This window comes from Kitasatospora sp. NPDC096140 (genome assembly GCF_040303045.1).
In the GTDB taxonomy this organism is placed as follows: domain Bacteria; phylum Actinomycetota; class Actinomycetes; order Streptomycetales; family Streptomycetaceae; genus Kitasatospora.
In genome coordinates this window covers 177905-203876 of the sequence record NZ_JBEOUW010000006.1, presented here as the reverse complement: position 1 = coordinate 203876, position 25972 = coordinate 177905, and the positions used below count along the sequence as shown (strand labels likewise).

Genomic DNA, 25972 nt, shown 5'->3' with positions numbered 1-25972 from the left:
AGAGAACCAGAGAAGGCGATCACGGTGGTATTCCAGATGTTTCCCGACACCGGCCAGGTCAGGCTCGCGAACCAGGCCACCACCGGCCTGGTGGCCTTCGACGTGGACCCGACGGTGTCACCGTGGTTCCTGCACGTGGTGGCCGTCGGGCCGAACTGCCAGCCGCTGCGCGGCCGGGCCCCGGACATCGAACTCCGGGCAGGCCAGGGGCTGATCACGGCCGTACCGCAGCAACCCGCCGAGGCGGCCGTCCCCGACGAGACCGGCAGGACCGTCGCGACCGCGTCCTGGACCCGGGACACCGCCGACGTCTTCACGGTGCAAGTGGAGATCTCCGATCCCGGAGTCTCCACCTGGAACCTGCGCATCACCAACAACGACCCGCAGGAGCTCGGCTTCGTCTGGACCTCGGCCCCGTCCGACGCGGAAGGCCGGCAGCCCCGGATCCAGATGGCCACGTCGCTGCACGTGAACGTACTGGAGACGACGGCCGACCAGGTGGTGCCCGTCGCGAACATCGGACCGGGCACGCTGACCTTCGGCGGATCCGCCGACACGGACATGGGCGCCGGGTTCGTGCTGCACAGCTTCCCCGCCAGTCTGGCCACCAACACCTGCGACCGGATCGTGATCAGGATCGCCTCCGGCGGCCAGTTCGCCGCGGACACCGCGACCGCGAACTTCACCCTGAACTGCAACGACACCGTCGCGGGAGAGAAGACGTTCCAGCTCACGCGTGAACGGCGGAAGGTGACGAAGGAGGGGAAGGAGTGGAAGGACAAGGAGAAGGACGGCAAGGACAAGGAGCACAAGGACCACGTCGGCAAGGAACTTGAGTCGCACGTCCCGGTCGGCGGACATGGTCTCGGCCAGGCGGCCGGACACTTCATCCCGGCCGACCAGCGGCCCGACCTCGCGGACAGCGCCCTCGGGAACGAGGACCCCGAGACCGGTCCGGGCCGGGGGTAGGCCCCGCATGTGGCTGGTGCTCGGCGACCCCGCCGACCGGGCGGCGCTGTGGGCCCACAAGGGACTGCGCGAACGCGGACTTGAGCCGCTGGAGCTGCTCTCCCCGCAGGCGCTGCTCGGCTCCACCCGGTCGGCGCACCGCGTCGGCCGGCACGGGGCGGGCTTCGAGATCGTCCTGCCGGACGGCCGCCTCCTCGACAGCCGGGAGGTCTCGGGCGTGCTCAACCGGGTGGCCGCGGCGCCCTTCGGACTGCTGCCCTTCGACACGCACGGCGACGCCCTGTACGCCCAGGAGGAGTTGAGCGCCCTGCTGCTCAGCCTGCTCACCTGCCTCGCCCCGGTCGCGGTCAACCGGCCCTGCGCGACCGGGCTGTGCGGAGCCTGGCGCTCGACGGCGGAGTGGACGGTGCTCGCGGCGAGGGCGGGACTGCCGGTGCCGCCGGCCCGGATCTCCAGCAGCCCCGGCCCCGAGCCGGACCGGGCCGCCGTTCCTGACTCGGACGGTGTCCTGGTGCTCGGCGATCGGGTCTTCGGTGCACCCTCGCTCGCGGCCTCACTCTCCGCCGAGGACGAGGAGGCGTGCGTACGCCTCGCACGGCTCGCCGGCACCGACCTGCTCGGGCTCGACCTGCACCTGGACGACGAACAGCGCCCGGTCTTCGGCGGCGCGAGCCCGCTGCCCGACCTCCGCTCCGGCGGCGAGCCGTTCCTCGACCACCTGCTCGACCACCTCACCGCGCTCCCCGCCCTCCGCGCCCTCCCCGAGGCAGCCCGATGATCGCCGTCTGCGGCATCGCGAGCGAGACGCCGATCGCCCGGGTCACCGCCGCGCTCGACGACCTCGGCCTGCCCTACACCGTCCTCCACCAACGACGCTTCCTGGAGCTGCCGTTCGAGCTGGAAGCCACCGGCACGGGCGTCCGGGGCCGGCTGACGGCGGACAGCGGAACCGTCGACTGCGCCGAGGTGACCGGCATCTACGCCCGCCTGATGGACTGGCGGCGGCTCCCCGAGGCCCGCCACCCGGACGAGGACGTCCTGCAGCGGTGCCGGGCCTGGCACGAGGCGTTGAGCAGCTGGATCGAAGTCGCTCCCGGCCGGGTGATGAACCGGGCGGCCGCATCGGCGTCGAACGCCTCCAAGCCCCACCAGGCCCAACTGATCCGCCGGACCGGCTTCCTCGTGCCGGAGACACTGGTCACCAACGACCCCGAGCTGGTCCACGACTTCGGGGAGCGCCACGGCGAGCTGGTCTACAAGTCGATCAGCTGCCAGCGGTCCGTCGTGCACGCCCTTGACCGGGAGGCCACCGCCCGACTGCCCCTCATCCGCTCCTGCCCGGTCCAGTTCCAGCAGCGCGTCCGCGGTACCAACATCCGCGTGCACACCGTGGGCGACGAGGTGTTCGCCACCCGCATCACCACCGACCGCGTCGACTACCGCTACGCCCACCACGACGGCGGCCGCGCCGAACTCTCCCCCTGGCAGCCGCCCGACGACCTGGCCCACCGGTGCCTGCGCCTGGCCGACGCCCTGGGCCTGGACCTGGCCGGTATCGACCTGATGCTCACCGACGACGGCGACGTCTACTGCTTCGAGGTCAACCCCAGCCCGGCCTTCACCTACTTCGAGTCCCACACCGGCCAACCCATCGCCCGCGCCATCGCCCTCGCCCTCCGCTGACCCCGACATCGACACCGACGCCGACGCCGACGCCGACGCCGCCCGCGGTGCCGCGTCCTCCCGTTGCGCGAACCGGTGGTCGGTCACCGGCCGGCCTCCTCGTCCGCCTGCTCGTTCTCCTCCGCGGCCGGGGTCCGCTGGGCGGGGACACCGGTCCGTTCGTTCTGGAGGTCCCACAACTCCCTGAACCGGCCGCCCTCGTCGGCCACCAGCTCGGCGAACGTGCCCTCCTGGAGGACCCTGCCGTCTTCGAGGACGACGATCCGGTCGGCGACGGCCACGTTGGTGAGCCGGTGGGTGACCAGGACGACCGCCCGCTCCCGCGCGACGGCGCGCAGGTTCCGGAAGATCCGGTGCTCGGCCCGCGGGTCGAGGGTTATCCATAGCTGCCAAGTATCTGTCCACGTCGGACGGCACGGCTGCCCGCAGGCATGTTAGGCACGATCTCGGCCAGCAAGCAGAAAATTGGTCGAGCCTCAGGTGGCCATGTGGCAGACTCGCCCGCCGTGACCGAGGTCATCAAGTCGCAGGACGACGAGGTGGGCATCGATGCATCTCTCGCGGTCGCACGCGCATTTGAGGGGGAAACATGCCAGGCTTCCTCCGACTGTCTCACGCCGTGTCAGCCGGGTTCAGTCTCAAATTCTTGGCATTTCCTAGGTCAGGCCGACAACGCGCAGAGCACCGGTCCACAGCACGGTGCCCCCGTCGACACGCCGACGGGGGCACACCTTGATGACTTCACTCAACCGAGCGGCCGTCACGACCTGCGAGTCTCAACTACCTGTCGCATCAGACTCTGATCCGACATCCATGCGCGCAAAATCATCTCGGCTATTTCGGATTCAGTCGACCTCGGTGGAGTAACCTCCTGCGACAGTGGCTACCGCCACGCACCAGCGAATCACTACTTCAAGGTCTCCTGCAATGATCCAGTTCACAGGCCGCAGCTGGGGAGTAAGGGCGCAGTATCCCCCCAAACCATATGCTGCGAGATGGCCAGGGATCCGACCCGATGGATCAATGGCGCCGCGTCCGACTCGGATATCGACCGATTTCAGACTAGGCGCTTCCGGCGAGTCGTTTTTTCGATGAGTCGCCAGCCACCTGTATGCGAAGCTGGGATCAACGTCGTCCAGCAGAGTACCGACAGTAATCAGCTTGCCACCCACGCGATAGGAGATCGAGGCCGATTCATAGAGATCTTCAGTCTTGACCGACCTCAGCCCCACCGGGTCCTGCTGTGGCAGTCCAAACACTGCCCCACAGAACTCGTGAGCCAGCATCTCGATTTCTCGAGAGAGGGGGTTATTGGGCATCATCTCTTCCGGCGGGGTAGCATCCATTGAGCCTTGGTCTCGCAACCTACTGCCGACACATGACCGGAGACAATCAGTCCTTGTAGTAGAACGTGTCGTCCCAGGGTGCACCGGAGTGGCACATCTCGCCGTCGATGAGCACTACGTAGCTACCCGCCTCCAGCTGGGCGGACGCATATCCATTCCCTCCAGAGTGCGTGAAGAACGTCATCGAGTACTTGGCGGGCGTGAAGTTCTCAGAGTTCTTGAGCGAACCTACGCCAAACCTGTCGGTGACGTCGACGGTCCACCCGAAATGGGCGACTGAATGACTGACATTGTATCCGGTTTCGACCTCGCCGTAGTAGTCACCACCGGTGGCCCAGAAGTGGACGTGAGACTCACCGTAGTCTCCGTCGACGACCGGATTGCTCATGACGCCGTCCGCGTCTGCTGAACGGGGGCCGATTTGGGAACCGAGGCCTTCTGGCCGTTCGGCAAAGTCACGATCTTGTAGCCGTTCTGCTCTGCCACAGCAGCGTCGAAGCCGAACACCTTCATCGGCGCCGATGCCTCGGAAACCAGCTTCTTGGTGCCGGTCTTTTCGCTGGCGTTCGCCATCGACGTCGATCCCATTGCTGCAGTCAAGCCGATGACTGCAGCGCTGAGTCCTAATGCCTTCATGTAGCTGCGCAAAATACCCCCCAGAGTGGTTGTTGCGGATCGCCTCGGCGGAGCTTTCCACTCCCCGCGCAATGAAACGTATCAGCACCAACAACTATCCGTCAATCATATAAATACGGTAAGTGATCTTCCGGAAGTTGCATTTAGATATTTTCACTATGAGATCGTAAGTTCCCATTATTGGCCTGTAGTCGGATATTTCGGGTGGCAGTGGTTACTTTTATGCCGAACCGTGTGATGCCGAGAGCCTGGGCGGCCCGGCGCATCCGTCGTTTACGGGCGGGCGGGGTGCTCTCAGGTTCGGGTGGCGAAGGCGATCTCGTACGGCAGCTCGGTCGCCACCGCGAGGATGCCGTCGAGCCCGAAGGCGGGAGGCAGCTGCTCCGCACGCAGGTGAACACCTTGACGCTCCTTCCCGCCCCGATCTCGCACGGGTACCTGCTGGGCTCGAAGTCCGGCACTTCGGGCGCGTCCCCCATGTTCGGCGTCAGCCCGGACGGACAGGTCGTCCTCCATCCCACCTGCGCCGAATTCGCGACGGCCCGGGGGAACACCCTCGTCCTCCACGGGTACCCGGTCGTGCTCGACGCCACCGGGGCGGACAGCGACCTGGTGGGCATCGGCAACCTCCTGTCTCTCCGGTCCCCCTGGGGTGACCGGAATCGGCCCGCGGGCGATCCTCGCCGTACTGCTCCCTGCCTGGTGTCCCACATCCTGGACGTACGAATACCTGCCCCAGACGACTAACGGGACCTTCGCCGACGGCTTCGGCTTCCAGCTCCAGCTGGACGGCACGATCGCCGCACGATCGCCGATGCCCGGGGGCTACACCGTGGCGCTCTCCGCGTCACCGAACCCCTCGACGGCCGGACAGGAGGTGACCTTCCGGGCCGTCGCCCGCGCCGCCCCGCCCGGAGCGGGCACGCTGCAGGGCACCCTGACGTTCGCCGACGGGGCGACCGCCCTGGGCAGCGCGCAGCTCGACGGACACGGCGCGGCGTCCTTCAGCACCACGGTCCTCGCGGCAGGCGACGACGAGATCACGCTCACGCACTCGGGGGACCCCGACTTCGAGCCCAGCTCGGCAACCCTGCGGCACCGCGTCGTGCCACCAGCGTGAACCGGTGGAGCGGGCCCGGGGCCACGGAGTCGGTCACGGGCCGGCCTCCTCGATCTCCGCCGCGCTCCCCTCCGCGTTCTCCTCCGCGTTCTCCTCCGCGGCCGGGGTCCGCTGGGCGGGGACACCGGTCCGTTCGTTCTGGAGGTCCCACAACTCCCTGAACCGGCCGCCCTCGTCGGCCACCAGCTCGGCGAACGTGCCCTCCTGGAGGACCCGGCCGTCTTCGAGGACGACGATCCGGTCGGCGACGGCCACGTTGGTGAGCCGGTGGGTGACCAGGACGACCGCCCGCTCCCGCGCGACGGCGCGCAGGTTCCGGAAGATCCGGTGCTCGGCCCGCGGGTCCAGGGCCGCCGTGGGCTCGTCCAGGACGAGCAGCCCGGCCTCGCGGTGGAAGGCCCGGGCGATGGCCAGGCGTTGCCACTGGCCGCCGGACAGTTCCTCGCCGCCCATCCACTCCACCGCCAGCAGGGTGGAGAGGCCGCGGCGGAGCTTGGCGACGACGTCGGCCGCGCCGGAGGCCTCGGCGGCGCGCATCACCGCCTCGTCGCCGTCGCGGGTGGGCTGGCCCAGCGTGATGTTCTCCCGGCAGGTCAGCGGCCAGCGCGCGTAGTCCTGGGGAACGACCGCGACCTGCCGCCACAGGGCGTGCGGGTCCAGGTCGCGGGTGTCGCGCGCGTCCCACCGCACCGATCCGCCGTCGGGCACGTAGAGCCCCGCCAGGAGCTTCGAGAGCGTGGTCTTGCCGGAGCCGTTCTCGCCGACCAGGGCCAGGATCTCACCGCGGTCCACGTGCAGGTTCACTCCGTCGAGGGCCTTCCGCTCGGAGGCCGGGTAGGCGTAGCTGAGGTCCTCCACGCTGATCCGCCCGGGCGGCGGCGGCGTTTCGGTGCCGCGTTTCGGCCGGTGGCCGCCGGCGGTGTCCAGGAAGCTCGACCAGTCGTCCAGGTACATGCCGGTGCGGAAGAGGTCCGCGCCGTAGCCGACGATGCCGCGCAGGCTCGTGCCGACCGCGCCGAGCGCGAACACCGCCGCACCGCCGCGCGGCAGGCTCATCCGGCCGGTGCCGACCAGCCACAGCATCGCCGCCCACACCAGCGCGGTGCCGAGGCCGGACGCGGCGGCCCCGATCACCGACACCCGGGCGCTCTGCATCGCCGCCCGCCGCGACGTGGCGTCGAGCCGCCGGCCGACCTGCTCGTACTTGTCGAGCAGGAAGCCGCCCATCGTGTCGGAGCGGACCTGGTCGGCGTTGCGCTTGAGGTGGATGTACCAGCGCAGGTTCGCCATGATCCGGCGGTCGCCGACCGCCGCCCGGTTGGCCAGGAACTGGACCCGGGCGGCGTGCACCGAGGCGATCCCCTGGGGGAGCGCGGCCGACACCAGCAGGGGGAGGAGGGCCGGGTGGAGCACGGTGAGCACGCCGGCCGCGCCGACGAGGGAGGCGAGCGAGGCCAGCAGGTTCTGCGCCTCCCCGACGATGTCGACGCACACCTCGGCGCCGCGGTCGGCGGCCTCCAGCTCGTCGTTGTAGCCCGCGTGGTCGTAGGCGGTCAGCTCGGCCGCGACCGTGGCACGCAGCACCGCGGCCTCCGCCGCCCGGGAGATGCGCGGCGACAGGTGGACGGTGATGGTCCGGATGGTGATGCCGAGCAGCGAACGGGCGCCGGCCGCCGTCGCAATGAGGAGGATGGACGGCGCTGCGTGGGCGAGCTTGTCACCCACCGGGCCGGGACCGAACAGGGCCGAGATCGTGCCGGTGGTCGCGAGCAGGCCGGCCGCGCCGAGCACGGCGGACACGGCCTGGCAGGCCAGGAGCAGCGCGACGGAGGCACGGTCGATGCCCCAGCCGAGGCGGAAGGCGCGGACGACGAGCGCGGGCAGGCGGCGGGCCATCGCGCTGACGCTGATCGCCTCGATCGCCTCGATGCGGCGCCCGTCGGCGAGCCACTGCAGTTCCTCGTCGGCGCTCTCGGCCGACGTCGTCGCGGCGCTCATGCGTGCGCCTCCTCGTGCGGCACGTGGGCCTCCGGGGCGGGGTGACAGGCCACAGATCCTCCAGACGCAGAACGGTCAGAGCGGTCAGAGCGGGCAGAGCGGGCAGGAGCAGGCAGAGCGGTGTGCGGACGTGCGGAAGCGCCGAACCGGTCCCGCAAAAAAGCTTCAAATAGCCTTGTTCCCAGGCGAGTTGGCCACGACGTTTCGGGTCAGCGGCGTCCGATGATGGTGCTGTTCGAATGCGGCGTTCAAGTGGATTACCTCCAGGCGATCCCGGGACAAAGAGGGACTTTCCGGGCAGGCTCAGGCCCAGCCCGGGGCAGTCACCGGCCGGGCGGGGACACGCCCGGCGGGTGCAGCGGAGCCCAGTGCGCAGGCGGCGAGCGCGCGTTCGAGAGCCTCGGCGGCGCCGGGTACGAGGCGGTGGCAGGGGCGTTCGGGGGCGAGGACGTCGCCCGGCCCGCGGCCGTCGCCCGATTCACCCGATCGACTGGTCGGCGGCCGGATCAGGCCCGTCCGGCACCCGGTCGAACCCCGGTGGAGCGGGCGGAGCCCCGGCCCGCGCGCGGCGGGAGCCGACGGATCGTCTCCAAAGTCCCGCCCCCGGCTCTCCCAAAGCCCAGACCAGCGCCGTGAGACAGCTGTGGGACGGCTCCGGCCGCGTCTCACGGGCGTTCGACGGGTTTGCCTGCGCCTACGGTTGACGATGCGTCGGTCCCGCGGTCCGGCGCTCGCCACACCTGTACGAGAAGTTGGGAAACGCACCATGAAGCTGAACACCAAGGCGGCCCTGCGCAGGGGCGCGGCCACCGTCTCCGCCGCCCTCCTGCTGGTGGGCATCGGCGCCACGGCGGCGAGCGCCCAGCCCGGCGCGAGCTACGTCCGCTACGGCAACCGCGGCTCGGCCGTGACGTGCGTCCAGCTCGCGCTCAACCACTGGACCTCCAACCGCAGCGGCATGCCGCACCCCGAGATGGGCCTGGACGTGGACGGGCAGTTCGGTGACGAGACCCTGCGGGTGCTGAAGGCCTACCAGATCGCCCAGCACCTCGACCCCGACGGGGTCGTCGGCCCCCAGACCGGCGACCTGCTGTACTGGGCCCATCTCCACCTGAGCGACCCGTACTGCTACTCGGTCCTCCCGACCAAGCCCTGACCCACCCGACCGCCTGGTCGTGAGTCGCCCTTGACCCCGGTGGGTCCCGGGTGAGGAACGGGGCCCGTACCGTTCGCGCGGTACGGGCCCCGTTTTCCGCTGTCCGGCCTCCGCTACGCGGGCGCGTCGCGGCGGTCGAAGCCGGTCACCAGCGCCTGCAGGCCGGCGTCGAACCACCGCTGGTAGTAGTCGAGCGCGTCAGGGTCCTGCCCGGCATCGGCGGCATCGGTGTCAGCACCGGCGGCATCGTCGGCATCCGCGTCCGCATCCGCATCCGCATCCGCATCTGCATCGGCGGCGCCCGGGTGCGCTCCCACCTGGGCCAGGGCGTGGCCCAGCGTGAAGACCCCGACGGACTGGATCCGGATCAGTGCGTCGTCCTGGTCGACGCCCGCGGCGGTGAGACTCTCCAGCAGCCCGGCCAGGACCGGGACGGCCGTGGCGGGGTCGACCGGGTGCGTGGCCAGGAGGGGCACCGCGTTCGGGTGGTCGAGCAGCATGCGACGGTAGGCGACCGCGAACCGGGTCAGCGCCCCGGTCCAGGTCGGTCCGGCGTCCAGGTCGGCGAGCGCGGTGGCGAACAGGTGGTTGACCACCGTGGACAGGATGGCGTCACGACCGGGGAGGTGACGGTACAGCGACATCGCGGCCACCCCGAGGTGGGCGCCGATCCGTCGCATCGTCAGTGCCTCCAGCCCCTCGCGGTCGAGCAGGTCGACGGCTGCGGCCGTGATCTGCTCGACACTGATCTGGGCGGGGCGACCTCCGCGGCCGGGTCGTGATGCCTGCTTCATGCCCTCAGGGTGTCAGACTCATCCGGTCAGCGTGACGGCCAGGGTACTGCCCGCCATGGCCAGGCTCAGGACGCCGACCACCATGTGCTGGACGTCCGGCACCACCGCGCGCCCCTGCGTGGGCAGGACCTTCAGCGTGCGGGCGTAGTCCCGGGCGTAGGACTCCCGCTGCGCCGCCGAGCTGATCCCGGCGTACGGCAGCCACCAGCTGGCCACGTGACCGACGAGGACCAGCAGGCACAGCACCAGGGCGGCGATCCGCGAGACCGGGTGGTCCAGGGCGACGCCGCCGGCGATGAGCAGCGGGATCGGGTAGTTGACTGCCGCGTCGCCGAGGCGTTCCCGGCGGTTGTCGCTTCTCAGGTCGTTGAGCGGGAACAGCGGCACCCACTCGGTGAGTACCAGCCAGGCCAGCCAGACGAGCGGCATGGTGACGGCGATCGTGCGCATGGAGCATCCCCCTGTGGGTCATGGGCGTTCGCGTTTGAGTACACCGTAAGCTTACGCCGTACTCAAACGCGCCGTCACCTCACCCGGCGGCCTCGGCTCCCTCGGCCGAGGTCGGACCGCGACCACGACCGCGAACACGAGCGCCGGAGTCAGGCGGGACCGGGGCCGGTCGGGACGGGCATCGCGCGCCAGGTGTCGGCAAGGACCTCCATGGTCACCAGGCGCATGGTCGTGTCGGCCTCGGCGAAGTAGCGCTCGGTCTCGCCGGTGGGGGTGAAGCCGAAGCGGGTGATCGCGCGGACCGCGTCGATGTTCGCCACGGACGTCATGCTCCACACCCGGGCGAGGCCGAGTTCGGCGAAGGCGAGCTTGAGCATCAGCCACCCGATGTCGGGCGCGCAGCCGGAGCCGCGCAGGTGCCGGGCCATGGTGAAGACGCCGGAGTACCCGGTGGTGGCGTCCTCGACGTCGAGGCGGATGCCGCCGACGGGGCGGTCGTCGCCCCGGAGACACGCGGCCAGCTGGTAGTGGCGGCGCGGCACCGCGGCGGCGGTCGCCACGGCCTCGTCGAGCCTGCGCCGGATCCGGGCGTCGTCCATGACGCCCGTCGAGAGGTGGCGCATGCCGTCCTCGTCGCCCCAGACCGGGCGCATGGCGTCGAGGTCGTCGGCACGGTGGTCCCGGAGGCGGACGCGCGCGGTCTCCAGCACCGGGAGTGTCGTGAGCGGAGGTATCTGCGTGGGAATCATGGTCGAGCCCTGACGACGTGGTGGGTGATCGGTGATTGCGGCCGGTGGGACCGCGGCTCACAGTGCACCAGGCGCACGTAGACATCCGATCAACGCCGCCGCCGGCGCCGGCCCGTACGCCGTCAACCGCCGGAGGAACCTCACCGGGCTCGTCGTGCAGGCCCCCGGCGGGTCAGTCGCGGCCTTCCAGGGCGAGTGCCACGGCGGTGGCCGGATCGTCCGCCGCGACGACACCCGGGACGGCCTCGCCCCGCGCATCGACGATCTGCCAGGTCCCCAGTCCCACCACCGGCTTGCCGCCCTGCCGTACGGCCATCGCCACCTCGGAGAGCGTTCCCCACGACCCGCCGACGACCACGACCGCGTCCGCGGAACCGACCAGGACGCTGTTCCGGGCCTGGCCCATGCCGGTCGCGACGGCAGCCGTCAGGTGGGGCGAAGCCCCGGACCGGTCCGCGCCCGACAGGATGCCGATGACGACGCCACCCGCCCCTGCCGCTCCCTGCGCGGCGGCCGCCATGACACCGCCGTAGCCCCCGCAGAGCACGACCGCACCCGAGCGTGCCAGCAGGGCACCCACCTCCCGGGCCGCCGCCGCCTCGGCCGCACTGCACTCCGCGGGCCCGCACACCGCCACCTGGACCGCCGGCTGGGTCATCCCCTGGGTCATCACCGCTCCTTCCGCAACGGCCCGCAGCCGGCAACACCGGCACGGGCCCACCGGCGGGCCCGCCCTCAGCCGTCACAGGGTCTGGACGAGACCGCCGTCGATGACGAAGTCGCTCCCGGTGACATTGGCCGTCCGGTCGCTGGCCAGCAGCAGGACGAGGTCGGCGACCTCCTGCGGGAGGCTGAAGCGGCCGGTCGCGGACTGTGCGACGGCGCTCCGGGCGACGTCCTCCGGCGTACCGCCCGCCGCCTTCGCGACCGTCGCGGCGACACCGTCGTCGCCGAGCCACAGCGACGTGGAGACCGGCCCCGGACTGACCGTGTTGACGCGCACGCCCTGCGGCCCGACCTCCTTGGAGAGGGCCTTGCAGAAGTTGGTGAGCGCTGCCTTCCCCGCGCAGTAGTCGATGATCGTCGGGTCCGGCAGGAAGGCGTTGACCGAGCTGACGGTCACGATCGAGGCGGAGCCGCGGTCGATCAGGTGGGGCAGGGCCGCCCGGGTGGTGCGGACGGCGGCGAGGAGGTTGACCGTCAGCCCCTGGATCCAGTCGTCGTCGGTGACGGACAGGAAACCGTTCAGCCGAGGACGCACCGCGCCGACGTTGTTGACGAGGATGTCCAGTCCGCCGAACCGGGAGACCGCACGGTCGACCGCGGATGCGGGGCCGTCCGCGGTCGTGAGATCGACGGCCACCGGGTGCACCTGCGGGGCGAGGTCCGTCAGGGCGCTCGTGATGCCGCGCGCCACCGCGACCACGTTCACGCCCTCGGCGGCGAGCGCCTGCGTCACGGCGAGACCGATTCCCTTGCTGGCCCCGGTGACGACGGCGACCTTGCCCGAGAGACGCAGGTCCATCGGAGACTCCTCGGTGGTGCGGCGGGCGGACTTCGGTGCTGCGGTGCTGTTCCCGGAGCGCCAGTGGTCGGGCCGGCGGGCCGGCCGCGGGTCACCACGTCACCGCGTCACCGGCCCTTCCGCGAGGCGCAGGACCGCTCGACGGCGGTCTTGATCCGGCCGCCGAAGGCGGGGGCGTCCTTGCGGGCCGCGCGGAGGGCCGCACCGAGCAGCAGCTTGCCGAGTCCGTGGCCTTCGAGCACGTTGAAGATCCGGACCCGGGTACGGCCGTCCGGCAGCGCTTCGAGGTCGTAGCCGCCCTCGGCCGTGATGAGGTTCTTGCTCTGTTCGCTCCAGCGGATCGTGCGCGGCGCGTCCAGGGTGGTGATGCGGAACCGGCGGGCGGTCTTCATCCCGGCGTCCTTCACCGTGCTGTGGAAGACCGTCCCGACGGCGGTCGGGCCGTCCGGAGTCTTCGTGATCTCCTGGACCCGGGGGCTGAACTCGGGGTCGTGGCGACCGTCGGCGAGGTACGCGAAGACCTCCTCCACGGGGCAGTCGACCTCCACAGCGGCCTCGAACTGTCCGGACATGACGGCTCCTCGCGGGGTTCCCGACGGTTGCTTCGCCGTCAGGATTCCAGAGGGCCCCGGCCCTCGCCTCCCGGGCGCGGAGTGTCAGTGCCACCCGCTAGCGTCGGAGGGCGCGGGGAGGAAACGTGGGCGGCAACCCGCAGAGGGAGGACGAGGATGGCGACCTTCACGCTCGTTCCCGGTGCCGACGGCCGGGCCTGGTTCTGGCACCGGCTGGAGCCCGAGCTGCGGGCCCGGGGGCACGACGTGGTCACGATGGACCTGCCGAGCGACGATTCCGCCGGTCTGGAGGAGACGGCGCAGGCCGTCGTCTCAGCGGTGGAACGGCGTGCCGAGCTCAGCGGGCCGCTGGTCCTGGTGGCGCAGTCGCTCGGGGGCTTCTCGGCTCCGCTGGTGTGCGGGCGGCTGTCGGTGCCGGTCGCCGAGCTGGTGCTGCTCAACGCGATGGTCCCGGCGCCCGGGGAGACGGCCGGGCAGTGGTGGGAGAACACCGGCCAGGCCGAGGCCCGGTCGGACCACGCGGCCGCCACCGGGCGTGGTGCCGATCCCGAGTTCGACCTGCGGGCCGACTTCTTCCACGACGTCCCGCCCGAGGTCACCGAGGAGGCGTTCGCCCTGGGCGCCTCGCAGCCGCCCTCCGCGCTGTTCGCGCAGCCGTGGCCACTGACCCGCTGGCCGAACGTGCCGACGCGGTTCCTCCAGGGGCGGGACGACCGCTTCTTCCCGCTGGAGTTCCAGCGCAGGATCGCCCGTGACCGGCTGGGCCTGGAGATCGAGGAGATCCCCGGCGGCCACCTGGCCGCACTCAGCCGCCCCCGACAACTCGCGGACGCACTGCTGCGCGTCGGGCCCACGAAGCCCGAGGAGCCCGTGTAACGGCGGGATCGGTACGGCGGCGCGGTGCCCGGGGTCGTCCGTCCGGGTGGGGAAACCCGATTCCGTCGTGGCGATGAGTTTTCGGGCCACGGCGGGTCTATCTCTTGACGGAGACAACGGAGACAATCGACGCACGCACGGGAGTCGGCCATGGGCCTCATCGACATCGAGCTGTTCACGACCCTCGACCTCGTCGGGCAGGCGCCCGGCGGCCCCGACGAGGACCCGGTGGGGTTCCCCTTCGGTGGCTGGCAGGCGCCGCTGATCGACGAGGTCACCGGGGCGCAGATCCTCGCCGCGTACGAGGGCACGGACGCCCTGCTGCTCGGGCGGCGGACGTACGACATCTTCGCCGCCTACTGGCCGCACCAGAAGGACGGCGAGATCGCCGAGCTGTTCAACCGGGTGCCGAAGTACGTGGCCTCCCGCGGCACGCCCGAGCTGCCGTGGGCCGGCTCCACGCAGCTCGGCCCGGACCTGCCAGCCGCGGTGCGCGAGGTCCGGGACCGGCACGAGCAGGTGAAGGTCGTCGGAAGCCTCGACCTCGTCCAGACCCTCCTGCGCGAGAAGCTCTTCGACCGCCTCGACCTCTGGGTGCACGCGATCACGCTGGGCGTCGGTAAGAAGGTGTTCGACGGCGGCGCGGTGCCCACCAACCTCACGCTCCTCCAGCCCCCGGCAGCCGGCCCCCAGGGCACCGTGCGCCTGCTCTACGGACTCGCCGACGGCACCCCCCGGACCGGCGACATGAGCGCACCCGACCGAGGCCTCGGAGACGAGGGCTGAGCAGCGGCCCGCGGGCCGGGGCGAGCCGCCGGGGCGGTCGGCCGCGACGAGCCGCCGGGGCGGGCGGCCGGAGGGCTGCTGTCACCGCCGGACGCGGTGGGCCAGGACCGTGAGGTCCGTGCCGAAGGCGACCACCAGCCGCCCGTCGGGGGTCAGGGCCAGTCCACGGACATCGGCGGGGAACGCGTAGGCGCCGATCTGCCGTCCCGTGGTGGCGTCCCACACCCGCGCGGTGCCGTCGTCCCCTCCCGCGGCGACGACGGGGCGGCCGTCCAGCATCCCTGCCGCCCCCGCCCGCACCCGGCCGGTCAGTCCCACGAAGGACGGACCGATCCGGTCACCCGTGGCCATGTCCCACAGGTGGACCGGTTCGCCCGCGCACCCGGTCAGGATGACGTGGCGGCCTTCGAGTGATTCCAGGGCCAGGGCACAGCGCTGCTTCGGCTGCACGCCGATCCATGCGCTCGCGGTCAGGTCCCACACACGTCCTTCCCAGGTCACGGCGACGAAGCGGTCCTCCACCGCGCCGAAGAAGTCGATGAACGAGCTGGAGTACTCCGGCGTCGACCGTCCGTGCAGTTCCTCCCGGGCCGTGAGATCCAGGATCCGCACCGTCCTCGACCGGTCGCGGGTGAGGAGGACGGGCCGCCCCTCGACCGTCCCCACCCTCACCTGGATCACGGCGGCGGTGTGCCCGGCCAGGGGCTCCCCGAGCTGTTCCCCGCCGTCGAGGTCCCAGACCCGGACCGTTCCGTCCTCGGCACCGGTCACGATGACGGAACGGCCGTTCACGACGGCCGTGGTGACCCGGTGCACGGGCCCGGTATGACCGGCCGGCCTGGTGCCTGCCCAGCTCCCGACCCGCTCGTCCCTCTCGCCGTCGAGGTCCCAGACACGGACCGATTCGTCGTCGCCTCCGGTCACGGCGAAGTGACGGCCCTTCACCAGGGCCGTCGCCGCTGCCCGCACCGTCCCACGGTGGCCGATCAGCGGCGGGCGCAGGTGCCGGGAGGCGGACAGGTCCCACACGTGGACCGGCCCGCCGCTGCCTCCGAGGAGGGCGACGGGGCGGCCCCGCAGCACGCTCACGGCCGCAGCCTCCACGGACCCCGGCCCGGGCTCACCCACCTGCTCTCCCGTGGCCAGGTCCCGGATGCAGGTCTCGTAGGCGTTGGCGCTGACGGCCAGCGGGGACTCGAACGCCGGGTCCGTCGCCACGACGTGCGTCATGGCATTGATCTCCATGGTGGCGCACTGGCGGCCGCCGCCACCGCCGTCGATGTCGGAATCGGCGTCGGCGTCGGAATCGGCGTCGGAATCGGCGTCGGCGTCGGACGACGGATCGGTGCCGACGTGGGACTCCTCAACCGGGACGCTCCCCGTGCCGAACTCCCGTCCCGTGATGAGGTCCCACCGCCGGACGGTGCCCCAGCCGTGGCCGGTGACGACGACGGGACGGCCGTCCACCACCGCCGTCCCGAGCGCGCGTACGGTGCCGGTGCGTATGCTCAGCAGTTCTCCGCGGCCGGCAGGGGCAGCCGGATCCCACACCCGCACCCTCCCGTCGACGCTGCCGCCGACCACCACCGGCCGGCCCTCGATCGGCACGGTGGCGAGCGAGTTGATCCAGGAGCCGCCCTCCCCCGGGTGCAGGACGACCGGCTCGCCTCCGCCCCCTCCCACAAAGAGCTCCCACACCCGGACCGACCCGCCGGAGTGCGCGGTGACGGCGACCGGACGGCCGTCCAGGACCGTCGTGACGAGTGCCCGCACCGCGCCGCTGTCACCGGCTGCGGCCGCGCCGCTGTCGCCGACTGCGGCCGTGCCGAGCTTCCGGCCCGTGGCGAGGTCCCACCAGTGCAGCGTGCCGTCCTCGCAGCCGGCGACGGCGAGCCCGCGGTCCGCCACGACCACGGTCGCCACCGCACCCACCGTGGCGGGTGCGGGCAACGCGTACCGCAGCCGGGAGTCCAGGCCGGTACCGGTCGCCCACTGCACGACCCACGGATCACCGGTGTCCCCGCCGACCGCCACCGCGGCGATGCCCCGCGCCAACTCCCGGTGTCCGTACCGGGCGGCGTCCAGGGCCAGCACCTGCCGTCGCAGCTGCGCACCGGATTCACGGTGCAGATGCCCTGACGTCCGGTACACGGCCGCCGCCGCGGCTTCCTCCCGTCCCACAGCGCCGTCCAGGGCCGCCACGACCTGTTCCGGGTCGCCGTTCACCAGCCACTCCGGATCGGCCAACCGCCCATCCACCGACACAACGTCACGACCCGGACCATTACCCGGGAACTCACCGGTCATGACCGGCACCCTAACCACACCCGCCCCGACCGGTCCGCCGAACCGGCAGGCCGGCCTCCTGAGCTCCGGGCCAAACCCGGTGACACACACGTGCGGTGCCGGGAGACTGGTGACGGACATCCGAAGACATCCGCGGGCAGTCGCGGGCAGTGGAAGTCCGCAGGCACAACGGGGAAGGGGAAAGAGTGGCACTGGCGAAGAAGGGTTCCCGTCGCATCGTCGTCGACGGCGTCGAGTACCGCTGGCGAGTGAGCAGGAAGCACTGGTGCTGCGACTACGACGGCGGCACCCTGGGCTACCGGGTGGAGGACGCTTCCTCGCCCGGAACGACGCTGGTCGTGGAGACCGGTCGGCGGGCCGTCCTCGAACCGAGCCCGGTGCCCGCCGAGCTCGTCCTGCCGCGCGAAGTCGCCGCCGGTATCCGGGCCGCGCTGTCGGACGGCTGGACGCCGAGGTCCGACGGTTCACCGTTCAAGCTGCACCTCTCCGCGGTCTGACGGGACCGTACCGGAGGGCCCGAGAGTGCGGGAGGGCCGCCCGCCGGCCACGGGACGCTGCGCCGACTGGAACGCAACGGCGTGGTCGAGCGCGAGGTGACCGCCACCCGTCCGGTGGCGGTCACCTACCGGTGGTGCAGCCCGGCCCGGGCCGGCGGGGGCGGACCCCGCGGACCCCGTCGGCGCGGGCCGGACCCGTCACTGCGGCCGCAGGTTCAGGACGAGGTCGCGCGGGAGGCCGTGGGTGTCGTGGAGGTAGTGGAGGTCCTCCTCGGTCAGCGGGCCGCGGAACCGGGGGCGGGCCAGCACCTGGCGGCCGCGCTCCAGGAGGCGGCCGAACCGGCGCTCCTCGTCGAGCAGCACCCGGCGGACGACGTCCGGGTCCCCCTCCTGGCGGAAGTGGTCGAGGGTGTGCCGGATCAGCTCGCCCGGCAGGTCGACGAGACCGCCCTGCGGGTGGTCGCGGCGCAGCGCGGTGAGCACCCGTCGGACGAGCCGGCGCAGCACGTAGCCGCGGCCGGTGTTGGAGGGGAGCACGCCGTCGCCGATCACCACGACGGCCGAGCGCAGGTGGTCGCAGACCAGCCGCAGTGACGGTTCGTCCAGCTGCCACAGGGTGGGCACGGTCCGGCGCCAGGGGTCGAAGACGTCGCAGTCGAACACTGACCGTCGGCCCTGGAGCAGCGAGGCCAGCCGTTCCAGGCCGAGTCCGGTGTCGACGTTGCGTTGCGGGAGGGACACCAGGGAGCCGTCGTCGAGCCGTCGGTGGCGCATCATCACGTGGTTCCAGACCTCCACCCAGCGGTCGTCACCGGTGGGTGTCGACTCGGGCGGGGTGTCGCCGGTCCACAGGAAGATCTCCGAGTCGGGGCCGCACGGGCCGGTCGGCCCGTTGGACCACCAGTTGTCCTCGACGGTGAGTTCCACCGGCACCCCGTGCCCCTGCCACAGCTCCAGGGAGGCGGTGTCGGGGCCCGTCCGGTCGTCGCCGCCGAAGACCGTGGCGTGCAGCAGCCCGGGATCGACGCCGAAGCCCTCGGTGAGCAGGCCGTAGCCCCAGTCGAGGCTCTGCGGGCCCTCGTAGTCGCCGAGCGACCAGGTGCCGAGCATCTCGAAGACGGTCAGGTGGGTGGCGTCGCCGACCTCGTCGAGGTCGGTGGTGCGCAGGCAGCGCTGCACGTTGACCAGCCGCCGGCCCAGGGGGTGCGGGCGTCCTTCCAGGTACGGGGTGAGCGGGTGCATGCCCGAGGTGGTGAACAGCACGGGGTCGCCGGGCGGCGGCAGCAGGGTCGAGCCGGTGATCCGGCGGTGGCCGCGGTCCTCGAAGTACTCGACGAACGTGCGGACGATCTGGTCCGTGTCCACGGGGTGGCTCCTTCGCGTGTGACGGGGAGGCGCCGGACAACGGGCCCACGCGATCGTCGGAACCGGGGAGGAAACACCTCCGGGCCACCGCCGGCGGACCGTGTCCGGTCGCCGGGGGGAGTCGGGAATGACGTCAGGCGGCGGCAACCGGCGAGCTGGTCGCTCGCGCGGTCGCGGTGGTGGTGTCGAGGCCGGTGACGTTCATGGCACCCAGGGTAGTGCGGCCGGTCTGCGCGGCGCACCCGGTTTTCCGCCGGACGCCGCCCGGGCAACCGCGAGGACGCCGCCGCAGCCGGTCACCCGGTCTGCTGCCGCCGGAGGCCGTCGAGGATGAGGTCGAGTCCGAAGGCGAACTCGTCGCCGTAGGCGTACCCGGGGCGCAGGACGTGGGCGGTCGCGATCTCGGTGAGGTACGGGTACTCGCCGGCGTCGAATCCGCTCAGGATGGACTCCGCGACCTCGGCGGTCTCCTCCGGCGTGTCGAAGGGCAGGGCCTTCTCCTGCAGGGCGAACCCGTAGACGTAGCTGTCGAGGACGGAGACGGCGTGGGCGGTCAGGGCGAGGGAGAACCCGGCCCGGCGCAGGCAGCCGAGGACGGCGTCGTGGTGGCGCAGGGTCGCGGGGCCCGGTGTGGCGCGCGACTCCATCAGCCCGATGGCCCAGCGGTGGCGGGACAGCGCAAGGCGGACGGAGATCGCCCGCTGCCGCATCGCCCGCTGCCAGTCGTCGCCGGGCACGGGCAGCTCGACCTCGTCGAAGACCAGGTCGACCATGCCGTCGAGCAGGTCCTCCTTGTTGGCCACGTGGTTGTAGAGGGACATGGCCTCGACCCCGACGGCCTGGCCGAGCTTGCGCATGGAGAGCGTCTCCAGGCCGCCGGCGTCGGCCAGTTCGACGGCCGCCTCCAGCACCCGGCGTCGGGTGAGCGTCTCGCGGGCCGGCTGCGGGGTGGGGGCGGTACGTCGGGTCACGGTGGGTGGTCACGTCCTCTCTCGGTCTTCGGCGTTTCTCGGCCTTCGGCGTTTCTCGGTCTCCAGCGTTGCGAGCTTACGCCGTAAGTGCTGTACTTACGGCGTAAGTGCAGCACTTACGGCGTAAGTGGCGGGCGAGGACCAGGAGCAGTGACGATGCGGATGCAGAACACGGGCAAGTCGACCGGGACCACCGACGGGACCGGGACGATGACGGCAGTCGTCCAGGAGCGCTACGGCGCCCGGCCGGAGGACGTGCTGCGCACGGGGCGGCTCCCCCTGCCGGGCATCGGCGCCGGCGAGGTCCTGGTCCGGGTGCGGGCCTCCAGCGTGGACCGGGGCACCTGGCACATGATGGCCGGGCTGCCGTACGCCGTCCGGCCCGTGAGCGGGCTGCGCAGACCGAAGCTCCCCAACCCCGGCCGCAACCTCGCCGGGATCGTCGAGGCGGTCGGCCGCGAGGTGACCGGGTTCGCGCCCGGCGACGAGGTCTACGGCACGGCCCCCGCCGCCTTCGCCGAGTACGCCGTCGCCCGCCCCGACCGGATCGCCCCCAAGCCGGCCGGGCTCACCTTCGAGGAGGCGGCGACGGTGCCCGTCAGCGCGCTCACCGCGCTCCAGGCGGTGCGCGACAAGGGCCGGGTCCGGGAGGGCCGGCGGGTCCTGATCACCGGAGCCGCCGGCGGCGTGGGCACCTTCGCCGTCCAACTCGCCCACGGCCTGGGCGCCGTGGTCACGGCCGTCGCGAGCACCGGCAAGCTCGACACCGTCCGGGCGCTCGGCGCCGACCACGTGGTCGACTACACCCGCGAGGACTTCCTCGCCGCCCCGGAGCGCTACGACACCATCATCGACATCGCGGGCAACCGCACCCTGCGGGACCTGCGCCGCGCGCTCGCGCCCCGCGGCAGACTCGTCATCACCGGCGGTGAGACGAACGGCCGCTGGCTCGGCGGCACCGACCGCCAGCTCCGCGCCCAGCTGCTGTCCCCGTTCACCGACCAGCACCTGGGCACCTTCATCGCCTCCGAACACGCGGACGGGCTTCGCGAGCTGACCGCGCTCGTCGACGCGGGCACGCTCCGCCCCGTCGTCGACCGGACCTACCCGCTCGCCGAGGCCGCCGCAGCCGTCCGGCACCTCCTCGACGGCCGCGCCACCGGCAAGCTGGCGCTCGCGCTGCCCACCGGGTGACGTCCGGTTCCGCCGGCCCGGGTGCGGGGACCGACGGTGCGGGCGGGGGCGCGGCGGCGCCGGTCAGGCCTGCTGGCCGGTGGCGGCGAGGACGATCTCGCGGACGGTGACGTGCTGCGGCTGGTGGTAGGCGTAGGCGATCGCCTCGGCCACGGCGTGCGCGTCCAGGGCGCCGCCGGCGGACTCCTTCCAGGCCTCGTAGTCCTGCCTGATCCGCTCGTCAGTGGTGTGGGAGAGGAGTTCCGTCTCCACGGCGCCGGGGGCGACGGTGACCACGCGCACACCGGCGGCAGCCACCTCCTCGCGCAGGTTCTCCGACATCGCGTGGACCGCGAACTTGGTGGCCACGTACGCGGTGTGGTTCGGGAAGGTCTTGCGACCGGCGACGGAACCGACATTGATGATCGTGCCGGTGCCGCGGGCGAGCATCCCGGGGAGCACCGCGCGCACGCCGTACAGCACGCCCTTGACGTTCAGGTCGATCATCCGGTCCCACTCCTCGGCGCCCTGGTCGGCGATCCGGCCGAGGAGCATGGCGCCGGCGTTGTTGACGATCGCGTCCACCGGGCCGAACCGCTCCTCGGCCTCGCGCACCGCCGCCGCGAACGCGTCCCGGTCGGTGACGTCGACCTTGCGGCACAGGGCCCGGGGCAGCGCGAGCTCCTCCAGCTTCTCCAGCCGCCGCCCGAGCAGCAGCAGCGGGTGTCCCTGGGCGGACAGGAGGCGGGCGGTGGCCGCGCCGATGCCGGAGCCGGCACCGGTGACGACGATCAGGGGCTTGGACAAGGCGGTCCCTCTTCGGTCTTCGGACGGTACGAACGGTGTGTCGTGATCCAGCAGACCACCGGCCGGAGCGCCGCGGGCACCGGCAGCGGGGGCGGGACGTACAGGGGGTCCACCGGACCCCCTCACGCGGTGCGGCGGCGGCGCGCGGCGGCCTAGCCTGGACGGATGAGCACGTCGGCCGGGCGCGAGCCCAACCTCGAACTGCGCGACTTCCTGCGTTCGCGCCGGGCCCGCGTCAGCCCCGACGAGGCCGGACTCGGTCCGGCCGGCGGCGGGCGCCGGGTGCCGGGGCTGCGCCGCGAGGAGGTGGCGCGGCTGGCGGGCATCAGCGTGGACTACTACGTGCGCCTGGAACGCGGACGCAACCCGAACGCCTCCGCGCAGGTCCTCGAAGCGGTGGCCCGCGCACTGCGCCTCGACGCGGCCGAGCGCGCCCACCTGTTCGACCTGGTCCGCCCGCGGCCGGGCTCCGGCCGGCGCCGCCCGGTGGCGCCGCAGCGGGTGCGCCCCGGGCTGCTCCGGCTCCTCGACTCCCTCGCCGACACCCCCGCGATGATCATGGGACACCGGCTGGACGTGCTCGCCGCCAACACCCTCGCCAAGGCGCTGTACACCGACTTCGACACCCTGCCGCACCGCGAGCGCAACCTCGCCCGGTTCATCTTCCTCGACCCGGCCGCCCGCGACCTGCTCACCGACTGGGACACCGCGGCCCGCGGCACGGTCGCGGCCCTGCGCCTGTACGCGGGACGCCACCCCCACGACCCCCGGCTGACCGAACTGGTCGGCGAACTCTCCGTCCACGACGAGGACTTCCGCCAGTGGTGGGCCGACCACGACGTCCTCGAATACACCCACGGCACCAAGCGCTACCGGCACCCGCTCGTCGGCGAACTGGCCCTCGACTACGAGTCCCTCACCCTGCCCGACGACCCCGACCAGGCCCTCTACCTCTACACCGCCGAACCCGGCAGCCCCTCCGCGCACGCGCTGCGCCTGCTGGGCAGCTGGTCGGCACCCGAACCCGCGGCCCGCACCACCGGCCGGACCTGAGCGCTGGACGCGCCGGCCCCGGCACCGACGCCGGGAAGCAGCTTCGATCCCTCCGCCGTGAACCGCCCCGGGGATGCTCCTATGGATGTCGAGCGGCTTCAATGAGGTCGCTTTGCATGGTTTTTCGGGTGGTGTCGGGAGTGCGGATCGACCGCAGTAAGGCGCGGTAGACCTCGCGGGCGATGTGGCGTTTCAGGCATCGCATGATGCCCTTCTTGCAAGGCCTTCGGCGGTTCGCCTCTCGACGTAGGTGCGGGTGCGTTCGGGTCCGGAGTTCGCGGGCCTCGGGCCTGATGCGGCCCACGTCCTCCGCCGTGCTTGGTCGGAGTGGCACGATCAGGCAGCCCGGTCCTGGACGGCATCGGAGGATGAGGAGTCCGCCGCGTTGCTGGTCCTCCACCACGCCTTCGACCGTCGTCGCAAGGGCCGCGATGAGGCGTACGCCGCCCTCGATGAGCTGCTGAGCGCCTGGATCGGCGAGGCCCGCGCTGTTGTCGCGCAGCACGGTGGCGCACCCCGGCGGCTCGTAGCGGTGAAGGTACCGCTTCGCCCGAAATACACCGACAGCTGTCGTACCCGCGATTCGATGACGCAGTGGGAGGCGGCCGTCCTCGCCATGTACCAGGTGGCGGCCGACTGGCAGACCGGCACCGTCGCGCTGCTCGTGCCGCACCTCGTCGCCGAGCACCTGCTCGTCGGCTCTACCGGCAGTATGTGCGCCGAAGCGCTCAAAAAGTCCGGGCTGCCGGTGGAGGCGCCGCTCGCCAGGTGGGCTCCCGGGAAGGCCGACAAGCGGTAGGAGTGGCGACGGCCTGGGGACTCACGGCGCTTGACCGCCCGCCGCGCGGACTGGAGGAATGGCTGACGACGACTCCGAGGCGATCTCCATGGCACAACAGCAACCTGCGGCCCGTCTCGGGCCTGGGCGGGGCCGACCGGACAACCCCGAGACTAGCTCCCTTCCTCGTCAACGCCTACCTCGTCATCGGGAGCCGAGGCCGCCGCAGCGGGACCCTGATGCGCGCCACGGGTAGCGGCACAGCTGTTGGACAGGGCGCTGACCTCGGGTGAGCAAACCAACATTTGCCACCGCACGAGAGCCTTCGAGTCAGCCGATCTACTGCCGGCTCACTCGAAGGCTCTCGTCATCTACTACAGGCGCTCGGGCGTTCCGATGCCGAGGAGGTCCATGCCCTGGCGGAGGGTCTGGCCGGTCAGCTGGCACAGCAGCAGCCTTGTCTCCATGACCTCGTGGCTGGGTGCCTTGAGGACGGGACAGTGCTCGTAGAACGTGGTGTACGCCGCGGCGAGGCTGTGCAGGTAGGCGCAGAGGCGGTGGGGTTCGAACGTCTCGGCGACGAGGTTCACGGTGGTGCCGAATTCGTCGAGGAGGAGGCCGAGGGCGCGTTCGGCCGGTTCCAGGGCGAGGTTCTGGTGGGCGGTCGGGGTGACGTCGTCGGGGGCCTTGCGCAGGATGGACTGGATGCGGGCGTATGCGTACTGGAGATAGGTGCCGGTGTCGCCGTTGAGGGAGACCATGCGGTCGGCGTCGAAGATGTAGTCGCGGGTGCGGGAGGTCGAGAGGTCGGCGTACTTGACCGCGCCGATGCCGACCTGCTTGGCCCGGTCTTCGAGTTCCTCGGTGGCGAGCTGGGGGCTCTTCTCGGCGACGACGGTACGGGCCCGGTCGACGGCTTCGTCGAGGAGGTCCATGAGGCGGACAGTCTCGCCGGAGCGGGTCTTGAAGGGCTTGCCGTCCTTGCCGAGGACGGTGCCGAAGCCGAGGTGCAGGGCGCGGACGTCGTCGGGGAGCCAGCCGGCGCGGCGGGCGGTCTCGAAGACCATCCGGAAGTGCAGGGCCTGGCGGCTGTCGACGACGTAGAGGAGCTGGTTGGCGCCGAGCATGCCGACGCGGTCGCGGATCGCGGCGAGGTCGGTGGTGGCGTAGCCGTAGCCGCCGTCGCTCTTCTGGACGATGAGCGGGGTCGGTTCGCCGTCGGGGCCCTTGATGTCGTCGAAGAAGACGCACAGGGCTCCATCTGAGCGCACGGCCACGCCGGAGGCTTCGAGGTCGGCGCACACGTCGGCGAGCATCGGGTTGTAGTAACTCTCGCCGACGGCGTCAACGTCTTCGAGGAGGACGCCGAGGCGGGCGTAGACGGCTTCGAAGTAGACCTTCGACTCGTCGACCATGCCCTGCCAGGACGCGACGGTCTCGGCGTGGCCGGCCTGCAGCTCGACGACGCGCCGGCGGGCCCGGTCGGCGAAGTCGGCGTCGCTGTCGAACTTGGCGCGCGACGCTTTGTAGAGGCGGTTGAGGCGGGACATCGACGGCCCGGAGTCGTCCGGCTCGGTACCCTCGTCGAGCTCGGTGGGGTGCTCGATGAGGTACTGGATGAGCATGCCGAACTGGGTGCCCCAGTCCCCGAGGTGGTTGCGCCGGATGACCTTCTCGCCGCTGAACTCGAGAGCGCGCACGAGCGCGTCCCCGATGATCGTGGAGCGCAGGTGGCCGACGTGCATCTCCTTGGCGATGTTCGGCTGGCTGTAGTCGATCACCGTGACGCCTGGCTCGGCCTTGCTGCCGACACCGAGTCGGGCGTCGGCCGCGCGGGCGGCCAGTCGCTCGAGGATGGCGGCGTCGGTGACGGTGACGTTGATGAAGCCGGGCCCGGAGACCTCCAGGTTCGCGATCACCTGGTCAGCCCCGAGGTACTCGAGCACGCGCGCAGCCACCTCGCGGGGGTTGGTCCGCAGCGGCTTGGCCAGGCTCATGATGCCGTTGGCCTGGAAGTCGGCGCGGTCACTTCGTCGCAGCTGGGGGTCGCTGTCCGCGGCGTCGGGGAACGCAGTGGAGATCGCCTGTGCGAAGCGCTCGCGCAGCGCGTCGGCGATGGAGAGGACCGTAGGCATAGATCGAAGGACCACTTCTGTGAGAGGGCGGGCTCCGCGGACATACCGCGGGAGTCGCACAGCCACCGCACCAACGTGACGGTTGGGGATGCATGCCGATTGTCCCATGCCCCCGCAGGCATCCGCGCGCTCGATCTTCCACGGCGCGGCAACGCCTCGCCCTCGCAGTGGTCGGCGAGGCAACTACGGCTCAACGATTTTGACTCGCAATCAGTTAGTGCCGCGA

The 25972-nt window shown here is 71.6% G+C and carries 27 protein-coding genes and 2 pseudogenes; 12 read left to right on the top strand and 17 right to left on the bottom strand.

The window, feature by feature from the left end; genetic code table 11:
• The first annotated feature begins 36 nt into the window (after nt 1–36).
• Genes ABT048_RS08340 through ABT048_RS08330 form a run of 3 tightly spaced genes read left to right on the top strand, consistent with a single transcriptional unit; the run spans nt 37 to nt 2652 of the window.
• On the top strand, nt 37–969 hold the full coding sequence (locus tag ABT048_RS08340; RefSeq protein WP_350520521.1) for a hypothetical protein: 933 nt from the start codon (nt 37–39) through the stop codon (nt 967–969).
• A 7-nt stretch (nt 970–976) separates the two neighbouring features.
• Nucleotides 977–1747: a hypothetical protein gene (locus ABT048_RS08335; RefSeq protein WP_350520520.1), complete on the top strand. Its 771-nt coding sequence runs from the start codon at nt 977–979 to the stop codon at nt 1745–1747.
• Complete coding sequence (locus ABT048_RS08330) at nt 1744–2652, top strand: MvdC/MvdD family ATP grasp protein (RefSeq protein WP_350520519.1); 909 nt, start codon at nt 1744–1746, stop codon at nt 2650–2652. Before ABT048_RS08335 ends, ABT048_RS08330 begins: the two co-directional genes overlap by 4 nt.
• Nucleotides 2653–2735: 83 nt before the next feature.
• Here ABT048_RS08330 and ABT048_RS08325 read toward each other — a convergent pair.
• The 5 genes and pseudogenes from ABT048_RS08325 to ABT048_RS08305 form a co-directional block, all read right to left on the bottom strand.
• Nucleotides 2736–3026, bottom strand: a pseudogene (locus tag ABT048_RS08325) (hypothetical protein); the annotation flags it as partial.
• 471 nt (nt 3027–3497) lie between these two features.
• On the bottom strand, nt 3498–3998 hold the full coding sequence (locus ABT048_RS08320; protein WP_350520518.1) for a hypothetical protein: 501 nt from the start codon (nt 3996–3998) through the stop codon (nt 3498–3500).
• A gap of 46 nt (nt 3999–4044) precedes the next feature.
• The gene (locus tag ABT048_RS08315) at nt 4045–4386 is read right to left on the bottom strand and encodes a hypothetical protein (protein WP_350520517.1); all 342 of its coding nucleotides are present in this window, start codon (nt 4384–4386) and stop codon (nt 4045–4047) included.
• Nucleotides 4383–4646: a hypothetical protein gene (locus ABT048_RS08310; RefSeq protein ID WP_350520516.1), complete on the bottom strand. Its 264-nt coding sequence runs from the start codon at nt 4644–4646 to the stop codon at nt 4383–4385. Before ABT048_RS08310 ends, ABT048_RS08315 begins: the two co-directional genes overlap by 4 nt.
• A gap of 282 nt (nt 4647–4928) precedes the next feature.
• Complete coding sequence (locus tag ABT048_RS08305) at nt 4929–5066, bottom strand: hypothetical protein (protein ID WP_350520515.1); 138 nt, start codon at nt 5064–5066, stop codon at nt 4929–4931.
• 220 nt (nt 5067–5286) lie between these two features.
• On the opposite strand from ABT048_RS08305, the gene ABT048_RS08300 reads away from it, so the two are divergent.
• Nucleotides 5287–5754: an Ig-like domain-containing protein gene (locus ABT048_RS08300; RefSeq protein ID WP_350520514.1), complete on the top strand. Its 468-nt coding sequence runs from the start codon at nt 5287–5289 to the stop codon at nt 5752–5754.
• Nucleotides 5755–5787: 33 nt separating this feature from the next.
• On the opposite strand, the gene ABT048_RS08295 is transcribed toward ABT048_RS08300, so the two are convergent.
• Nucleotides 5788–7752, bottom strand: a complete 1965-nt coding sequence (locus tag ABT048_RS08295; RefSeq protein WP_350520513.1) for an ABC transporter ATP-binding protein — start codon at nt 7750–7752, stop codon at nt 5788–5790.
• A gap of 766 nt (nt 7753–8518) precedes the next feature.
• Between ABT048_RS08295 and ABT048_RS08290 the strand changes: the two genes are divergently transcribed.
• On the top strand, nt 8519–8908 hold the full coding sequence (locus ABT048_RS08290; RefSeq protein WP_350520512.1) for a peptidoglycan-binding domain-containing protein: 390 nt from the start codon (nt 8519–8521) through the stop codon (nt 8906–8908).
• Between the two features lie 113 nt (nt 8909–9021).
• On the opposite strand, the gene ABT048_RS08285 is transcribed toward ABT048_RS08290, so the two are convergent.
• The 6 genes from ABT048_RS08285 to ABT048_RS08260 form a co-directional block, all read right to left on the bottom strand.
• On the bottom strand, nt 9022–9702 hold the full coding sequence (locus ABT048_RS08285) for a TetR/AcrR family transcriptional regulator (protein ID WP_350520511.1): 681 nt from the start codon (nt 9700–9702) through the stop codon (nt 9022–9024).
• An 18-nt stretch (nt 9703–9720) separates the two neighbouring features.
• Nucleotides 9721–10152 carry a hypothetical protein gene (locus tag ABT048_RS08280; RefSeq protein ID WP_350520510.1) on the bottom strand — a complete coding sequence of 144 codons (432 nt, stop codon included), beginning with the start codon at nt 10150–10152 and terminating at the stop codon, nt 9721–9723.
• Nucleotides 10153–10301: 149 nt separating this feature from the next.
• Nucleotides 10302–10901 carry a GNAT family N-acetyltransferase gene (locus tag ABT048_RS08275; protein ID WP_350520509.1) on the bottom strand — a complete coding sequence of 200 codons (600 nt, stop codon included), beginning with the start codon at nt 10899–10901 and terminating at the stop codon, nt 10302–10304.
• Between the two features lie 172 nt (nt 10902–11073).
• Complete coding sequence (locus ABT048_RS08270) at nt 11074–11571, bottom strand: TIGR00725 family protein (protein ID WP_350520508.1); 498 nt, start codon at nt 11569–11571, stop codon at nt 11074–11076.
• A gap of 72 nt (nt 11572–11643) precedes the next feature.
• A complete protein-coding gene (locus ABT048_RS08265; RefSeq protein ID WP_350520507.1) occupies nt 11644–12426 on the bottom strand; it encodes an oxidoreductase in 783 nt (260 codons plus the stop codon).
• A 107-nt stretch (nt 12427–12533) separates the two neighbouring features.
• On the bottom strand, nt 12534–12998 hold the full coding sequence (locus ABT048_RS08260; RefSeq protein ID WP_350520506.1) for an SRPBCC family protein: 465 nt from the start codon (nt 12996–12998) through the stop codon (nt 12534–12536).
• Between the two features lie 156 nt (nt 12999–13154).
• On the opposite strand from ABT048_RS08260, the gene ABT048_RS08255 reads away from it, so the two are divergent.
• Complete coding sequence (locus ABT048_RS08255) at nt 13155–13874, top strand: alpha/beta fold hydrolase (protein ID WP_350520505.1); 720 nt, start codon at nt 13155–13157, stop codon at nt 13872–13874.
• A 150-nt stretch (nt 13875–14024) separates the two neighbouring features.
• Nucleotides 14025–14660, top strand: a complete 636-nt coding sequence (locus ABT048_RS08250; protein ID WP_350520504.1) for a dihydrofolate reductase family protein — start codon at nt 14025–14027, stop codon at nt 14658–14660.
• 81 nt (nt 14661–14741) lie between these two features.
• On the opposite strand, the gene ABT048_RS08245 is transcribed toward ABT048_RS08250, so the two are convergent.
• Nucleotides 14742–16907 (bottom strand): WD40 repeat domain-containing protein, encoded by a 2166-nt coding sequence (locus ABT048_RS08245; RefSeq protein WP_350520503.1) that lies wholly within the window; start codon nt 16905–16907, stop codon nt 14742–14744.
• Nucleotides 16908–17152: 245 nt separating this feature from the next.
• On the opposite strand from ABT048_RS08245, the gene ABT048_RS08240 reads away from it, so the two are divergent.
• Entirely contained in the window at nt 17153–17464 is a 312-nt protein-coding gene (locus tag ABT048_RS08240; protein WP_350520502.1) for a hypothetical protein, read from the top strand.
• Between the two features lie 54 nt (nt 17465–17518).
• Nucleotides 17519–17596, top strand: a pseudogene (locus ABT048_RS08235) (winged helix-turn-helix transcriptional regulator); the annotation flags it as partial.
• 66 nt (nt 17597–17662) lie between these two features.
• Here the strand turns inward: ABT048_RS08235 and ABT048_RS08230 are convergent.
• Together ABT048_RS08230 and ABT048_RS08225 are read right to left on the bottom strand one after the other, a co-directional pair.
• Nucleotides 17663–18829, bottom strand: a complete 1167-nt coding sequence (locus ABT048_RS08230) for an alanine--tRNA ligase-related protein (RefSeq protein ID WP_350520501.1) — start codon at nt 18827–18829, stop codon at nt 17663–17665.
• 296 nt (nt 18830–19125) lie between these two features.
• Nucleotides 19126–19800, bottom strand: coding sequence for a TetR/AcrR family transcriptional regulator (locus ABT048_RS08225; protein WP_350520500.1), 675 nt, complete (start codon nt 19798–19800; stop codon nt 19126–19128).
• A 210-nt stretch (nt 19801–20010) separates the two neighbouring features.
• On the opposite strand from ABT048_RS08225, the gene ABT048_RS08220 reads away from it, so the two are divergent.
• A complete protein-coding gene (locus ABT048_RS08220; protein WP_502893984.1) occupies nt 20011–20994 on the top strand; it encodes an NAD(P)-dependent alcohol dehydrogenase in 984 nt (327 codons plus the stop codon).
• A 63-nt stretch (nt 20995–21057) separates the two neighbouring features.
• Here the strand turns inward: ABT048_RS08220 and ABT048_RS08215 are convergent, their stop codons facing one another.
• Nucleotides 21058–21780: an SDR family oxidoreductase gene (locus ABT048_RS08215; RefSeq protein ID WP_350520498.1), complete on the bottom strand. Its 723-nt coding sequence runs from the start codon at nt 21778–21780 to the stop codon at nt 21058–21060.
• A 165-nt stretch (nt 21781–21945) separates the two neighbouring features.
• Between ABT048_RS08215 and ABT048_RS08210 the strand changes: the two genes are divergently transcribed.
• Together ABT048_RS08210 and ABT048_RS08205 are read left to right on the top strand one after the other, a co-directional pair.
• Nucleotides 21946–22833 (top strand): helix-turn-helix domain-containing protein, encoded by an 888-nt coding sequence (locus ABT048_RS08210; protein ID WP_350520497.1) that lies wholly within the window; start codon nt 21946–21948, stop codon nt 22831–22833.
• Nucleotides 22834–23218: 385 nt separating this feature from the next.
• A complete protein-coding gene (locus ABT048_RS08205) occupies nt 23219–23632 on the top strand; it encodes a hypothetical protein (protein WP_350520496.1) in 414 nt (137 codons plus the stop codon).
• 353 nt (nt 23633–23985) lie between these two features.
• Here the strand turns inward: ABT048_RS08205 and argS are convergent, their stop codons facing one another.
• The gene (gene argS, locus ABT048_RS08200) at nt 23986–25746 is read right to left on the bottom strand and encodes an arginine--tRNA ligase (RefSeq protein WP_350520495.1); all 1761 of its coding nucleotides are present in this window, start codon (nt 25744–25746) and stop codon (nt 23986–23988) included.
• Between the last annotated feature and the right edge of the window lie 226 nt (nt 25747–25972).

What these genes read in the sequence shown, in the direction of transcription:
- ABT048_RS08280 (WP_350520510.1), bottom strand. Translation starts at nt 10,152, where the DNA reads ATGCGCACGATCGCCGTCACCATGCCGCTCGTCTGGCTGGCCTGGCTG.
- ABT048_RS08255 (WP_350520505.1), top strand. Translation starts at nt 13,155, where the DNA reads ATGGCGACCTTCACGCTCGTTCCCGGTGCCGACGGCCGGGCCTGGTTC.
- ABT048_RS08270 (WP_350520508.1), bottom strand. Translation starts at nt 11,571, where the DNA reads ATGACCCAGGGGATGACCCAGCCGGCGGTCCAGGTGGCGGTGTGCGGG.
- ABT048_RS08260 (WP_350520506.1), bottom strand. Translation starts at nt 12,998, where the DNA reads ATGTCCGGACAGTTCGAGGCCGCTGTGGAGGTCGACTGCCCCGTGGAG.
- ABT048_RS08290 (WP_350520512.1), top strand. Translation starts at nt 8,519, where the DNA reads ATGAAGCTGAACACCAAGGCGGCCCTGCGCAGGGGCGCGGCCACCGTC.
- ABT048_RS08315 (WP_350520517.1), bottom strand. Translation starts at nt 4,386, where the DNA reads ATGAGCAATCCGGTCGTCGACGGAGACTACGGTGAGTCTCACGTCCAC.
- ABT048_RS08340 (WP_350520521.1), top strand. Translation starts at nt 37, where the DNA reads ATGTTTCCCGACACCGGCCAGGTCAGGCTCGCGAACCAGGCCACCACC.
- argS (WP_350520495.1), bottom strand. Translation starts at nt 25,746, where the DNA reads ATGCCTACGGTCCTCTCCATCGCCGACGCGCTGCGCGAGCGCTTCGCA.
- ABT048_RS08265 (WP_350520507.1), bottom strand. Translation starts at nt 12,426, where the DNA reads ATGGACCTGCGTCTCTCGGGCAAGGTCGCCGTCGTCACCGGGGCCAGC.
- ABT048_RS08335 (WP_350520520.1), top strand. Translation starts at nt 977, where the DNA reads ATGTGGCTGGTGCTCGGCGACCCCGCCGACCGGGCGGCGCTGTGGGCC.
- ABT048_RS08275 (WP_350520509.1), bottom strand. Translation starts at nt 10,901, where the DNA reads ATGATTCCCACGCAGATACCTCCGCTCACGACACTCCCGGTGCTGGAG.
- ABT048_RS08210 (WP_350520497.1), top strand. Translation starts at nt 21,946, where the DNA reads ATGAGCACGTCGGCCGGGCGCGAGCCCAACCTCGAACTGCGCGACTTC.
- ABT048_RS08220 (WP_502893984.1), top strand. Translation starts at nt 20,011, where the DNA reads ATGACGGCAGTCGTCCAGGAGCGCTACGGCGCCCGGCCGGAGGACGTG.
- ABT048_RS08285 (WP_350520511.1), bottom strand. Translation starts at nt 9,702, where the DNA reads ATGAAGCAGGCATCACGACCCGGCCGCGGAGGTCGCCCCGCCCAGATC.
- ABT048_RS08330 (WP_350520519.1), top strand. Translation starts at nt 1,744, where the DNA reads ATGATCGCCGTCTGCGGCATCGCGAGCGAGACGCCGATCGCCCGGGTC.
- ABT048_RS08320 (WP_350520518.1), bottom strand. Translation starts at nt 3,998, where the DNA reads ATGGATGCTACCCCGCCGGAAGAGATGATGCCCAATAACCCCCTCTCT.
- ABT048_RS08295 (WP_350520513.1), bottom strand. Translation starts at nt 7,752, where the DNA reads ATGAGCGCCGCGACGACGTCGGCCGAGAGCGCCGACGAGGAACTGCAG.
- ABT048_RS08250 (WP_350520504.1), top strand. Translation starts at nt 14,025, where the DNA reads ATGGGCCTCATCGACATCGAGCTGTTCACGACCCTCGACCTCGTCGGG.